Here is a 14,689-nt window from a genome sequence, read left to right as displayed (position 1 = left end):
CTATGTACATTAAAAATAAAAGATAAGTGGATAATTTATTACAAGACATCAATAGAATCTCGTATCAATTACTCATTGAAGAGCCTTTTTATGGTCATCTTTTTGTAGGGTTTGTTAAAAAAAAAATTACGTCTCAACATAAACTTTCTTTCGTTCCTTCACGTGAGTTTATAGAGTTTATTTTTGAGCCAGAGTATTGGTTTGCACAAACTGAAAAGGTTAAAAAAGGGTTGATAAAACATGAGCTTTTGCACTTAGTTTACAAACACCCTCTTAGAGCACGTGAGTATAAAATGAAAAATATATTCTATTTGGCTTCTGATTTAGTGGTGAATCAAAACTTACAAACTGAAGAATTGCCGCATGATGCATTCACTTTGTTATTTTTAGAAACCCAAGGCGTGCATCTTGAAACTAACAAGAATTTAAATTATTACTATGATGCTTTATTAAAAGTATATGAAAAATCGAATGATTGTAATTCTGAGCAAAATGATGACGCAGTTTGTCCAATAAATTTACTTTCAAAATTAGAGAAAAGAACGTGTTTTTCTTCTCATGAAAGCTGGCGAAGTTTTGATGATAATATTGAAGCTAAAAATGGAATAATAGAAAATAATTTAAACCATTTGTTTGTGAGTATAAATAATAAAATGACTCTCAATAACTCGTGGGGAAGTGTCAGCGAATCGTTGCGTAGTTATCTAGACACAATTGTCATTTATAAAACACAGAAGGTCGACTGGAAAAGAGCACTAAAGGTTTTTGTGACATCAAGTAAAAAAACCTATTTAAAAAATACCCTATCTAGACCTTCAAGGCGTTATGGAACCATCCCAGGCACAAAGATAAAAAGGCGAAACATACTTTGTATCGTGTTAGACACTTCAGGTAGTTTAAGAGATAGAGATCTACAAGAATATTTCCATGAGATTTTTCATATATGGAAACAGAATGTAGAAATCATAATCGTAGAATGTGATGTTGATATTCAACGTAGCTATGCCTACAAGGGAAAAATACCAAGTTTCACTCAAGGGCGCGGTGGTACTAGTTTTGATGCCCCCATAGCATATAACAATGATGTTATTAAAGGTGATGCAATCATTTACTTTACTGATGGGATGGCTGAGAGTCCCAAAATCAAAAGTAGAGTACCGATTCTTTGGTTAATTTATAACAAAAAAGAACTAACCAACGACCTTGATGGTCGTGTAGTTTTCATGAATACGTAAAGGAAATCTATGTCTGATAGCCAGTATACCTATAAGTATTATGGTGCATTTTGTAATACAGATGCCATAAGCTCATTTGTAAATCATCAACTCAATATTCATTTCAACGAAGATTTAAATGTAAAAACACCTTTATGTATCTGGGGAAGACATGGTATTGGAAAAACGCAATTAGTTGAGCAAATTGCAGAAGAAAATGGCTATGATTTTGCCTATGTTGCACCTGCTCAATTCGAAGAGATGGGGGATTTATTAGGAATGCCTTACTTAGACAAAGAAACTAATAGCACCAAGTTTGCTCCCCCAGAGTGGGTTCCGACTACTGAAGGTCCGGGTATATTGCTTATAGATGATGTTAATCGTGCAGATGACAGAATCTTACGAGGTATTATGCAATTGCTTCAAAACTATGAACTTTCTGCATGGAAGCTACCCAGTAAATGGCATATTATTTTAACGGCTAACCCAGAAGGGGGAGACTACTCCATTACCACTATGGATGATGCAATGCTTACCAGAATGATGCATGTATCTATGGAGTTTGATGTTAAAAATTGGGCGTCCTGGGCACTAAAAAATGGCGTAGATGAGCGCGGCGTCAATTTTGTTTTAACTTATCCTGAGCTAGTTACAGGTGAATTGACTACTCCTCGCTCACTAGTTCAATTTTTTGAAAGTATAAAAAACATAGATGATTTAAAAGAAAACTTACTGCTGGTCAATACTTTAGCTCTCTCATCACTCGATAAAAATACAGCTTCTGCTTTTACTGCTTTTGTATCTAATAACCTTGATAAACTTATAGCACCAAAAGAAATTTTAGAATCGAGGAAGTTTGAACAAACTATCGCCCCGAAAATTGAAACATTAGTAAATCAGCAGGTAAAACGTATAGATATTTTATCGACTATAGGCATACGATTAGTCAATTATGTCGCTCAGAATGAATTAAATACTTCAGAAGTGGAAAATTTAAAAAAGTTTCTTAAGCTCTCACTCATACCTGAAGATTTACGTTTAATTTTGGTGCAAGAAATAGCAAAAGACAAACGAAGCGAAATCAAGAAGTTGTTTTCTGATCCAGTATTAGCAATGTTGATTTTAACCGTTTAAGGATATGCAGATGTCTAATAAAGAATTAAATGTAGAAGTAAATTGTTGGGTCGATGAATGGTTTGATCAAGTTGAAGAGTTAATAAAAAAAGATCATGACATTAGTATAATTAAAGTAAAAAGTCTTCATAACCATGATAACTATTCAGACGATAATGACTTTTTTTATGTATCGTTTGGAGTAGATTATTTTCCTAAAGGTGTTTATGAAAGACTTTCTAAAAGTAAAGATGTTGTTGAGCAGAAACTGTTTAAAGATTTTTGGGTTTGGTCAGCTCTTTTTGCATTTGACCAACTTTTAAGTCGATATGAGCAGTTAGAAGAGGTGATTTTTGAATATAGTTATTCTTCTAGAAATAGACTATCAATTAAAAGACGAAAAGGGGATGAGCCATGGTTAAACTTACAATCTTTTATCTGTGGTAGCATTACAATAAATGATGCTAAAAAATATATACCTTTTTTCTTAGAAGATATAACTACATTAACTGAATATCAGTTTCCACAACTTAAAAATCAAGATATTACAAAAGTTATAGTAGCAAATAATCCTAATATAAATACTTTCTCTTGTCGTTGGGATAATGTAACAAAAGAAATTCTTTCAATGCCTTTTAAAGACTTTTTAGTAGATAAAAAATATCGCAAGAAGTATGAAAAACTTGAAGATGAATTAAAGCATTTAGAAGATGATGAGAAATACATCTTATTGCGGCTTTTCCTAACAGAGCAAAACCCTTCATTTAAGCCAAAAGCAGAGACTCTTTTAGCATTCTTAAACGCTAGTCTTTTAAATGTAAGAAAAAGAGCACTGGAAACATTTCATACTTATTACTCAAAAGATATCGATAATTTTGACAGACTCACCTTCTGTGTGACAGGTACGTTACAAGCCTACAAGCTTATGCAAGTTAAAGAGTTAATGGTGGAAAGTAACGCTAAAATAGTGACTAAACTTACCAGTGATACAGATGTATTGGTTTTAGGGTTCAAGCCAAAGATCAAAGAGATGCCTAAAAGTATAACAGTAATATCTGCCATAACTTTTGAGAAACTTTTAAGCAGTTTAGAAAACCGTACATTATCTGAAAATAGCAATGAAAATATAGCAGGAAAGTTACAAGACTTACTCTTCAGTGATGATGATAGTAATGTAAATATTGCTTTTAGTCTCATGAAAGATGGTGGTATTCCCACTGACGTATTTGCTTTAGTTTGTGGGCTATTTAAAGTGCACCCCACAAAAAAAATCAGAGATGAAGCAAAAGAGCTTATTGCTCGTCACGGTGGAAAAATAGGAAAAGCATTTTTAGAGCTTTGTGCTAAGCGTAATTACATTTCAATGGGTAATGACGAAAAACCTAAAAGAGATTTATTAGCACTGGAAAAGTTAGAGGGTTTTGATGTTGAGCTTTTCGCTTATGTGCTCGTTGCAAAAAAGGATATAGCTAAATTCTATTTATTAACAAAAGAAAGTATTTGGGCAGAAAAATGCATTGTAGATTTTGTAAATACAAAATCGAGAGGCTGGATCAGAGTTGATGGTATGGCCTCTTCGTACTTTAGACTTGCAACAAATATCGATAATATTTATGTCAAATATTACTCTGATGTTTTTGAAAAAATGCCTTGGTTAAAAAGCCTATCGATTGAAAATACAAAAGAAACCATCATTATTCCAAAAAAATCTACATCAGAGTTAAGTCATTTAGAAAGTTTGAGCATAACTGCAAAAGAAATTCACATAGAGGGGGCGCTTTCTCTTGATGAAATATCTCTAATAGCTCAGGTGGTAAAAGTTGATGGGAAGATTGAAGCGGCTAAATTCTTAGACATAACATCAAAAGAATTAGTCACAGAAGAGCTTAATAATAACGGTGAAATACATTTAACGAATATTAAAAAAATTAACGATGAACTCTTCATAAGTGGCTCACCTAAAAAACTTGAAATTAATAATTGTACTTTTGATAGCGAAACGTATTCAAAGTTCTTTACTTCATCCTTAGAAGAAATACATATAGAAGATAAACGAAAGTTTACACTGAACGAGTGTGTTCAGAAGCTTGATGCTAAGTCTATAATTATAGAAGCAAAATCAATTAATATTGAAGGGACTACTGGTAGTTTAAAAAGTGAATATTTAAAGTTAATTACATCAGCTCTGACTTGTAAAAAACAATGGGTACATGAAGTTCAGTCCTTAGAAGTAGTCTATAATGCTCCACTAGATATGATGTTAAACAACATCGTCGAAAAGCTTACTTTGCGTTATGACTTTGTTGATGAGTTCAAGAATGATGCATCAATAGACCGTTTAATTTTAGATAGTTTAGAAAAGCATCCGAATATACAGTCTTTATCATTAATAGGTGATGGTGCTTCATATAGTGATATTTACTTTAAAACTTCAATTGAAATTCCTTCTATTAAGAAACTAGTATTGAAGGATTTAACTTATCATTGTGAAGATGTGATGCCATTTTCCAATATCGAATCTCTTGATTTGGTTGATGTAGAAATGGATACAAACACACAGAAAAAGATCATGGTTGATTCACTTCAAAGAATTTATCAAGATAAATATGAGGGTGTTTTTGACTTTGATGTTACAAATCTACCAAAGTTGTATGAACTAAAACTGTGCATGAGTCGTGTAAAGCATGCTATTTATCCTATAAAGAAATTAAACATCAGTCACATTAAAATCGAGAACTTTAAATCAGAAAATTTCCCCAATGTTGAAGTTTTTAAACAAGCTTATAAAACTGATGATTTTTCTGACTTGGAGGGATTTAAACAACTTCGTGTTTTAGAGGTTATGGCGGACTACAATCCTAAATTGATAGGCATTGAAAAGCTTGAGGGTTTAGAGACACTTAAACTGTACGAAGATTATATTTCGTACGGTAAACATAAAACATCTTGGTTTCCTCCGTTTGAAAAACCTCTTAAAATCGCAAAACTGATACTGCAAAAGACAAATCTCATTATAGATAATAGTAGCCATAACTATTTTTCAAACTTAGAAGAGTTAGTACTTGATGATGCACTAGTCAGAGACTTTTCTGTGTTTAAAATGCCAAGTCTAAAAAGAATTACTATTTTAAATCTACCTTCTGTAAATCGCCCTAAAAACTGGTTAGAGGATTTAGAAGCGATGTTTGATGGGGTCATAATGGAAAAAAATTAAGACATCCAAAATTGGTTTTACAAAATCTATTAATTGAGTAAGAGCCCATGTCACGAATTCAGAGATGTCTTCATCTCAGCTTTCCAGTTCAATAAAGTTTAGTGCTTATATTACCCTCGATTTATGATTAATTGATAGAAAAGTGCCTGTAAGTAGGGGGGTGACTAAAATTATAATTTATTCGTATTCTTTAACGTCTTTTAATCGTAAAACATAGTCCCCATAATGTTTGGTTTATAGTGTTTTCTATAGGACACTCATCACATGGATTCTACCTTCACCATTGCCGATAAAGCACCGAAACTTCCACGCACACCGTGGCGTTTTGCGTTGTATTTTTATCGTAAAATGTCATTGGCGATTGTTGCCATCCTCAGTTTTGAAGCGGCTCAGGCGAGTTGCACCATCATGCTGCCGTATGCGGTGAAACAGATCATCGATGCGGTAACAATGGCGAATGAAACCGGTGCTGATGTGTTTGATGCGGCTTATGATTCTCTGGTGTTTTTTGCCCTGCTAAATTTAGGCATCGTGCTGTTTAGCCGAGCCAGTGGCGCGATTCTGGTGAGTAATGGGCCACGTCTACGATCTATTATCAGGCGCTCTTTGTTTCGTTATTTACAGTTTCATTCACACCGTTATTTTGTCTCGCATTTTGCAGGCTCACTGGCAAATCGGATTACTGAAATTGCGACCAGTTGCATGCATTCTTTATGGACGATTTGCTTTACGTTCTATCCATTAATCATTCAATCAACCGTAGCTCTGATTATTCTATTTAACACAACGCCAAAGCTCGCCTTGGTATTGATGGTTTGGTTGATTGTGTATGTGTCGATTTCAATTCTGTTGGCCAGAAAATGCCAAACCTATTCTAAAACCTTTGCTGCTGCACGCTCTAAGGTAACCGGTAAAGTGGTCGATTCTGTGACTAATATGATGAACACCAAAATGTTCGCTCGCGGTGAATTTGAAGAGGACTACTTGGGCGAATTCATAGATGAGGAAATCGTCGCGGCTAAACGCAACTTCTGGTTTATGGAAAAGATGCGTTGGTTCCAATTTGTCTCTGCAATGGTGTTGATGGTTTCGATGGTCAGCTATGCCTTAAAAATCTGGTCTGAAGGTGGCATGACCGTAGGTGAGTTTTCGATGGTGGCAGGTATTTCGATTATGTTGATCGAAGCCGCTCGTGGTCTAAGCCGAAGCTTTCTCGAATTCTTTGAATACATTGGCAATATTTCGGATGGCGTTTCGATATTCATTCAACCGCACGATATTGTCGATCAGCCCGGTGCAAAGGATATTAACGTTACCAAGGGTCACATTAAGTTCTCAAAAGTAGACTTTACCTATCCAGAAGGTTTGGCGGTATTCAAGCAGATGGATGTGGATATCAAACCGTATCAAAAAGTCGGTTTAGTAGGTTTTTCTGGCTCAGGTAAGTCGACCTTTGTTAATTTGATGTTACGTTTATTTGAGCCAAGCGGTGGCGTGATTTCTATCGATGGCCAAGACATTCAGAAAGTGACTCAGGATAGCTTGCGCGAGAGTATCTCGCTGATTCCGCAAGACCCGATGTTATTCCATCGCTCCTTAATGGAAAACATTCGTTACGGCAAACTGGACGCCAGCGATGAAGAAGTCATCGAAGCTGCAAAGAAAGCCAATGCGCATGAATTTATTCTGCAAACCGAAGAGGGCTACGATTCATTAGTGGGCGAACGCGGTGTAAAACTCTCCGGCGGACAACGCCAACGAATCGCGATTGCGCGTGCGATTTTAAAAGATTCACCTATTTTGATTTTAGATGAAGCGACTTCTGCATTGGATTCAATTACCGAAAGAAAAATTCAGCTTGGGCTGGAACGATTGATGGAGAAGAAAACGGTGATCGTGGTTGCGCACAGGCTTTCAACCATATCGGATATGGACCGTATTTTGGTGTTTGATAATGGTGAAATCATTGAAGATGGGACGCATCAAGAGTTACTCGATAAGTCCCATAGTAACGACGCTGAAGGTGTTGGGCATTATGCAAAATTATGGAATATGCAAGCGGGTGGTTTCTTGCCTGAATAGCTTTAACGACTCATATTGAAGATGGGTCTTAATTCCATTTTTTTATGATAGTTTTGTAATAATCGTAAAAAAAGTGCCCCAAAGTAGGGGGGTGACTTATACTCCTACTCCCTCAGGATTTAACAACAATTGGAGTATAAAATGGCAGTTTACACAATCACACGTTTTGCATCGTCAGACATGGATAAAGCAGGCCAGATAGCGGAAGGTTTACGCGGTGACTTAGAAGGTGCGGGTGCAGATTTTATCGATTTCGTTTCATACGGAAATGGTAAAGGCGTCGTTCTAGCAAAATATCCTGATCAAGCAACAGCGGATGCAGCCAGCGACACGGCTAAAATGATGTTTGATAAGATGGTTGAAGCAGGCGTTGTGGACGGCGATGCGATTCATCCTCATGCGGGCGAAGTGTTTCATTCGATTTAAGGTTAAGTATCGTCGTGCGTCTCATATAGTAAGATATTCGTCACATACAACTTAAAAAAAAGCCCTTTTCGATTGATAAGGGCTTTTTTTACGTTTGAATTGTATGTGATTTACAGCAGACTTAGCCATTGTGTTTCAATAATAACTAAGTCTACTTGATATTCGCAAGTTAAAGAACTTTACTTAAATACACCAGTACCACTTCCATCATTCCAATAAATAATAGAATTAGTTTCATGGGATGAATAACCTAAGATAATATCATTATTACCATCGTTATCCATGTCTGCGATTTTAGTTGAAGTCCAGGCATTTAAACTTCCTTCAAGCCCAAATTCCCCTCCACTTGTTCCATAGAGTTGAGCATTGGGAAATGGATTGATAACTTCAGTGAAATTACCAGCACCATCGTTAATGAGCACTTTTCCTAGTTGCCAAGATGAACCATTCGCTACATCGGAAAAAACAATATCTAAACTCCCATCATTATTTAAATCCCCTGCTGCTAATGAATGGGTGAAACGTGGGGTAGCAAAAAGAGGGTCGTCGGTTTTTGCATCAGAATATAAACCGTTTGATTGAGAAAGTAACAGTACGTTGCGTTCTCCATTAAATGGAAAAGCATCATAACCACCGCCAGCTATTAGAATATCGTCATCAGCATCACCATTAAAATCACCGGATATTAATGAACCTCCATGTATTAATGCAGGTACTTCTCCATCTATAACGCTCGCAGTTCCATCTGAAAAACCATAGGTGCCATTATTTAAAAGAATCTTTATAGTATTAGTTTCATTTACAAAGCCCCCTTTCCATTTAGGTCCTGCATATACAAAATCCATGAATCCATCATGATTTACATCAACAACTACAGGGTCATCAATAAATGCTATTTGATCTGTTCCATTAAATGATGGCAACGGAATATCGCTTGAGACGAAAGATAAAACACCGTTTGTTGAATTATTGATGAGTAAACGCCAAAATAACGTTTCTTCATGGAAATCAGCCACCAACAAATCAAAGTCGCCATCATTATCCGCATCTATCGGGTAGAACGAGTTTCCTTGTCTGACAGAAACTCCTGTTGATGAACTGAAATCTTCGTACTCTCTTCCAGGGAATGTTGCTAATGGCTCCTCAGAAAAAGTGCCATTTTCTTGCTGAATAAAAATTCTGTCAACAACTCCTATTCCTGGATTTGAAGTATTAGCTACAATATCAACACGTCCATCTCCATTCATATCAAGAGTATAAAATTTTGAAATCCAAAATGGTAACTGTGCTTGTGACTGATTTTGACTTGAAGGAAATAGGGTATCTGTTTGATCAGTAAAAGATCGGTTTCCTTCATTAATTAACACCTTAAACGTTGCAACAGCGGCATAGTCAGTTACAGACACCAGCACATCAAGTAAACCATCTTTATTTAGATCAGCTACAGCGATCTCAGGAATAAGTTCCCTGTCTGAATTACTGAAGGGGCCAGGAAGAATAGTTGCATTTTTAGTGCTTATATCTGCTGGGTTACATTGATAGGATCCTGATTCCCAGTCACTAGGAGTGCAGCCATCAGGATAAGAACCGCCGGCACTAGCTTCTATACTATTTTCTGAATTATCTTCTGAACTATCTGCTGTCCCTCCACTACCGCCTCCACCACAAGCAGTTAGAAATGCAACTGTAAAAAAAAGAGGGCTTAAATTTAATTTTATCATTCCGCATGTTCTCCATTTTTAAGTTCATACCGAGTATAATATAATTATAGGAGGGTTATGCAGTATCTTTGGGTCATAAATTGATCATACAGCCGAAGATAATAATGTTTCCATGCTTTTCTCAACTTAGGGTTGAAAGGGGCAATGTCTCATTGATTTTCACGTTGTCGTGTCTCTAACTTGATTGATGCTTTATCAAGAAGCATCATATTGGTATTGACGACCAAGATCCCCTTTGTCTCCTAATCTAATTAAACGAGTTCTTTATGAAAAGTGCACCTTATTTTCTGTTAGTTTTTATGTCGGTTTTTCTCGTTGCCTGCGGTGGAGGTTCTGGATCATCTGACACGCTTGATGAAAATCCATCAGAGTCTGTTGAATCGGTCGATATAGATAGTGGTGAGGATGGTGACGAAGCTGAGGATGACGTTGAAAATTCAAGCTATGGAGCAGATCCAGAAGACCTTGATGCAAATGGCTTACCTAAAATGCTGTTTAAGGCTCAACTGCCAGTACTAACTAATAATTTAGAATATGTGATTGATGTCAGTACCTGGGATATTCCGAATAACGGAACAGCAGCGGCTAAAACAACAGCTAATCTGCAAGCAGCGATAGATTGGGCGCATGATGAAGGTTATGGCCGAGTTATTTTGCCTGCGGGCGAATATTTAGTGGGTGATTTTGGTAATACAATCTACCAAAAGGGGATTGATATTTTTGCTGATACGGAATTTGTCTTTAGTGAAGGAGCGGTTTTATCTATTGATACGAATGACAAATGGAATTACTGCGTATTACGTTTGAACGGTGACAATATAAACGTTAGAGATGGTGTGATTAAGGGTGATAGAGATACCCATGTTTTCACACCAAGAAGTAGCGATGGAAAAACAGCACACGATGAAGGTCATGGTATTTGCGTGTGGAGCAATAACAATGTGTTAATTCAAAATATGCAGATCAGTGATGTCACAGGAGATGGTTCGCTAGTGCTGGATTCGAGTAATGTGACGTTCATCGATAACAATATTTATAACAACAGACGTCAGGGAATTTCAATTGTTGGGGGAACTAACATTGAGATCAAAGACAATGAAATACATCATATCAATGGTACAAGCCCGCAATTTGGTATTGATATTGAAGGTCCGGGTCGAGTCGATGAAGATATCCTGATTCAGAATAATTATTTTCATCACAATACAGGTGGCGATATTGTGAATGCCAGTGGTGAGAACGTATATATTTTAGATAATGTGATGGAGCAGGGCGCGGGTAGTAAATACATCGATGGTCCAATCGTTAGCTGGCATAAAACGCATAATATTATCGCAAGGAATACGATCACAATGGTTGATGGATCTGTCAACGGAAGGCTGGGTTATATTCAATATTCCAGTGGTGGCGATAAAGGTCATAATCGCGCAACGTATGTTCACGACAATGTGTGTAACAGTTGCGGAATGTATATGTATAAAAGCTCGGATGCAGATGTAAGACGTAATCAGTTTTTGGGTTATTTTATGGCATTCTCGGATTTTGAGAATGTAATACTGGTTGATAATCTGGTGACCTATTCCGAAGCCCACCCAAATCTTAGGTATTGCTGGTCCTATCGATTTAAGAACGCAACAGGCTTTGCCAGTGGCAATTACCTCGGTGACACTCTGCAAGACATACCGCTATCAGAAACTAATCCGCATACCTTGCAATGTGTACTTGATGGTTGGTAAATCTATCTAGCTCTCTGATAAAAGTACCCCCTAAAAATTAAGTAACTTTTAAGCTACTTTGTTGTCTTATCAAAACATGCTTGTGCAAATGTTTTGATTTAGAATCGCTTTGCTGGCGAACGAATCTTTAGTTCTGCGTAAGTTGGGGTATGGGGCACTATATTCACTTTTAAAAAAACACCTACGGATGACTTAGCTCACCTATTCAAGGTTAAATTGATTTACAATTCGCTATTCACAATAGAAAAATCTCTTATGCCTTATGAGAATAATCTTCAATCAAACAAATCACATGGAAAACTATGTTAGCTGACCTTTTTAGACCGGCCTGGAAAAGTAAATCTGTTGAAAAACGCCTGAAAGCAATTGCTGCTTTTGATAGCAACAATAAAGAGCATCAGGAAAAGCTCGTGCAAATGGCGACTAACGATGAGGATGTTAACGTCTGCATTGCAGCCATCCAGCAACTAAAGTCAGCACCAGCATTGCATGAAATATCCTTGCAGCATGGCAATGACAAAAAAACGCAAACGGTGTGTTCTGTGGCAGCAAAAAGGTTAGACGATTTAATGGGCGAGAGTGCCAGCCTAAACCCACAAGAATTCGATGATATGTTGAAAAGCTATCCTGAATTGAGTGTACGTGTTGCGGCGCATGCAGAAACGCCTGCAGTGCGAGAACAGGCGATACAGGGGCTTCCTTCTCAACAACTAATTGAGGTGCTTTCAGCGACAGCATTTACCGATTCACGCCAGCAAATTGCGAAAATGCTGACCGGCATTGAGGCGCTTGAATCTGCGCGCAAGATTATTAGGGGTAAAGACAAGAATGCAGAACGCATTATCAAAACCAAAATTGAAGAGTGCAGAGAGCTTGAGCACCAGCAGGCAGAAAAACTAGAGACAGTTAATGAGCTGATTGAAGAAGTGGAATACCTCTCTAGTCGGGATGACTGGTTACCAGAGTTTATGCCAAGGTGTGTCGCGCATTGTAAACGTTGGGATAATCTCGATTTTGAAATCTCGAGTGAGTCTAAACAGCGTTATCAAGCCGCTAGAAATATTCTCGATGCACAATATAAGGATCGGTTGACGGTTAAAGTCACGCAAGAATCACAACAAGAAATCGTGGATGAACTTAAAAGCCTGCTCGAGAATGTCGCTGATCGAGACCTTGAAACATCGATTGAATTATTAGCTGAGACCAAAGAAAAGCATGAGGACATGCGTTTTAATTGGGATTCTTTAGCACTGATATCTTCACCTGATTTTGGATTGTTAAATGATTATCAACAGATGATCGCTGTTTTAAAAAGCGCGATTCAACTGGTGGAGCAGGTTGTTCCTTTATTTTCTCAAGTTTCTACTCAGGAAAATGCAGATTCTGAAAAGGATGAGACTCAAGTTAAGCATGCACAACTACAAAAACCTGTGCGCGCCTTAAGTTCGGCATTAAATAAATTAAACTGGCCGTCTACATACGGCGTGTTGCAGTTAGAAACTGAATTGCAGGAGCAACTGGCAGAATGGACTGCGGCTAAAAAAGATGCCGCCGAAAGCTATGAGCGTCAACTAACACTGGTGCACAAAAATATAAGCTCCATCTTTCATTTTGCCAAAATAGGCAATCTGACAAGGGCGAAACAGATGTGTGTCAGGGTAGAAAAAGCGCTCGATAATTTTACGGGAAAGGATGCAGCAGCACTGAAAACGCGCTATGAAGAAGCCTTCGAAACACTCGGCGATATGGGCGATTGGAAGAGCTTTGCCACCGAACCCAAGTATGTCGAACTGTGTGAAAAAATGGAGCAGTTGATCGGCTCTAAAACACATCCTGATAAGCAGTTTAACGAGATGAAAGCACTGCAACAGCAATGGAAAGAACTGGGTAATTCTGACATTTCAGAGCAATACTGGCCGCGTTTTAAAGAAGCTTCTGATAAGGTCTATCAACCGTGCGAAGTATTCTTTAATGAGCGTCGAGAGTTGCGCAAAAACAATCTGGCGCAACGAGAAAAACATGTTGAAGAAATGCGCGAATTGGCTGAACAAAGCAAGCCAGAGAATAATCCCGATTATAAGGCTGTAGAAGCCAGTGTGCGCAGTATTAGCAGCCACTTCACTAATATCAAAGATGTCGAACATAAAGCCGGTCAAAAACAATGGGAGCAATTTTCAACGTTTAAGGATCAGGTCTATGACAATTTGAATATTGAATACGAAGCCAATATTGCACTGAAGCAAGAGCTTATAAAACAAGCCGCGGCACTCGTAGAAGAAGATGCCAAAGAAGAAAATTTAACTGCATTAAAAACACTGCAACATCGATGGAAACAGATCGGTGTCACCAAGCGCAAGGATGATCAAAAAGCCTGGAAAGAATTCAAGAAGCAAGGGGACCAGGTTTTTGGCAAGATTCAGGAAGTGCGCCAAGGACAAAGAGCAGAAACTGATGAGCAATTGAATGCTTACAGAGATATCATCAAATCTATTCAGACACTGGCCAAAACAGCGACAGAGTTAAGCGAGGCTGATCATCAGTTTACTGAGTTGCAGGCGAGTTATGCTGAATTGCCTGATTTACCAGAGCAATTACCTGAAAAATTAACAGAGGGCATTCAACGTGATTACCGAAATGCCTGTTCGCAATTTGATGAATGCCATGATCGGATTATCAATAATATTCGAAAAGGGCAACTGGACGCACTGCGACAAAAAGCAGAACTTTGTACTCAACTGGAAGCATTGTATGCGTCTGCTGAGGAAAAGACTCCTGATGCGAAGCAGTTAAAAGACATTGAAAACCAATGGGATTCGATTACCTTAGATGATTCAGATTTTAACAAGCGAATCGAGGCACGTCGTAAATCTGCTGCAACGCTAACGGATCGTAGCGAAGTCACAGCAGAGCGTCGATTGATGTGTATTAAACTGGAAATTGCCAAGGGTGCTGAAACCCCAGTCGAAGATAAATCGGAACGAATGAAATTCCAGTTAGAGCAGATGAATGAATCTGGTTTAGGTCTGCAAGCCTTGAACAATGCCGAACAATTGAAAAGTATGGAATTGGATTGGTTGTGTATGCCCGGTGCAGAGCCGCAACAGCAACTAGCACTGGATAAACGCTTTTGGCGAGCATTCGAATCGTAATAGTGTTTCTATGCTTTTAGCATGACTGTATAAG

At 37.7% G+C, this 14,689-nt stretch carries 8 protein-coding genes; 7 read left to right on the top strand and 1 reads right to left on the bottom strand.

All coding sequences use genetic code 11. The annotated features are described in order from the left end of the window. The first annotated feature begins 26 nt into the window (after positions 1–26). The 5 genes from EV695_RS16920 (at position 27) to EV695_RS16900 (ending at position 8,049) form a co-directional block, all read left to right on the top strand. Entirely contained in the window at positions 27–1,235 is a 1,209-nt protein-coding gene (locus EV695_RS16920) for a DUF2201 family putative metallopeptidase (RefSeq protein ID WP_131907201.1), read from the top strand. Between the two features lie 9 nt (positions 1,236–1,244). Beyond that, positions 1,245–2,348, top strand: a complete 1,104-nt coding sequence (locus EV695_RS16915) for an AAA family ATPase (protein ID WP_131907200.1) — start codon at positions 1,245–1,247, stop codon at positions 2,346–2,348. A gap of 10 nt (positions 2,349–2,358) precedes the next feature. After that, positions 2,359–5,541 (top strand): hypothetical protein, encoded by a 3,183-nt coding sequence (locus tag EV695_RS16910; protein WP_131907199.1) that lies wholly within the window; start codon positions 2,359–2,361, stop codon positions 5,539–5,541. A 264-nt stretch (positions 5,542–5,805) separates the two neighbouring features. Next, positions 5,806–7,623 (top strand): ABC transporter ATP-binding protein, encoded by a 1,818-nt coding sequence (locus tag EV695_RS16905; protein ID WP_131907198.1) that lies wholly within the window; start codon positions 5,806–5,808, stop codon positions 7,621–7,623. 141 nt (positions 7,624–7,764) lie between these two features. Continuing rightward, positions 7,765–8,049: a hypothetical protein gene (locus EV695_RS16900; protein ID WP_131907197.1), complete on the top strand. Its 285-nt coding sequence runs from the start codon at positions 7,765–7,767 to the stop codon at positions 8,047–8,049. Between the two features lie 179 nt (positions 8,050–8,228). Here the strand turns inward: EV695_RS16900 and EV695_RS16895 are convergent, their stop codons facing one another. Beyond that, positions 8,229–9,770, bottom strand: coding sequence for an FG-GAP repeat domain-containing protein (locus tag EV695_RS16895; RefSeq protein ID WP_131907196.1), 1,542 nt, complete (start codon positions 9,768–9,770; stop codon positions 8,229–8,231). Positions 9,771–10,036: 266 nt separating this feature from the next. Between EV695_RS16895 and EV695_RS16890 the strand changes: the two genes are divergently transcribed. Both EV695_RS16890 and EV695_RS16885 read left to right on the top strand, forming a co-directional pair. After that, positions 10,037–11,506: a right-handed parallel beta-helix repeat-containing protein gene (locus EV695_RS16890; protein ID WP_131907195.1), complete on the top strand. Its 1,470-nt coding sequence runs from the start codon at positions 10,037–10,039 to the stop codon at positions 11,504–11,506. 302 nt (positions 11,507–11,808) lie between these two features. After that, entirely contained in the window at positions 11,809–14,655 is a 2,847-nt protein-coding gene (locus EV695_RS16885; RefSeq protein ID WP_131907194.1) for a DUF349 domain-containing protein, read from the top strand. Positions 14,656–14,689 lie beyond the last annotated feature (34 nt).

Source organism: Cocleimonas flava, from assembly GCF_004339015.1.
Classification (GTDB): Bacteria; Pseudomonadota; Gammaproteobacteria; order Thiotrichales; family Thiotrichaceae; genus Cocleimonas; species Cocleimonas flava.
The sequence above is the reverse complement of the archived record's forward strand: the minus strand, read 5'-3'. Positions and strand labels throughout refer to the sequence as shown.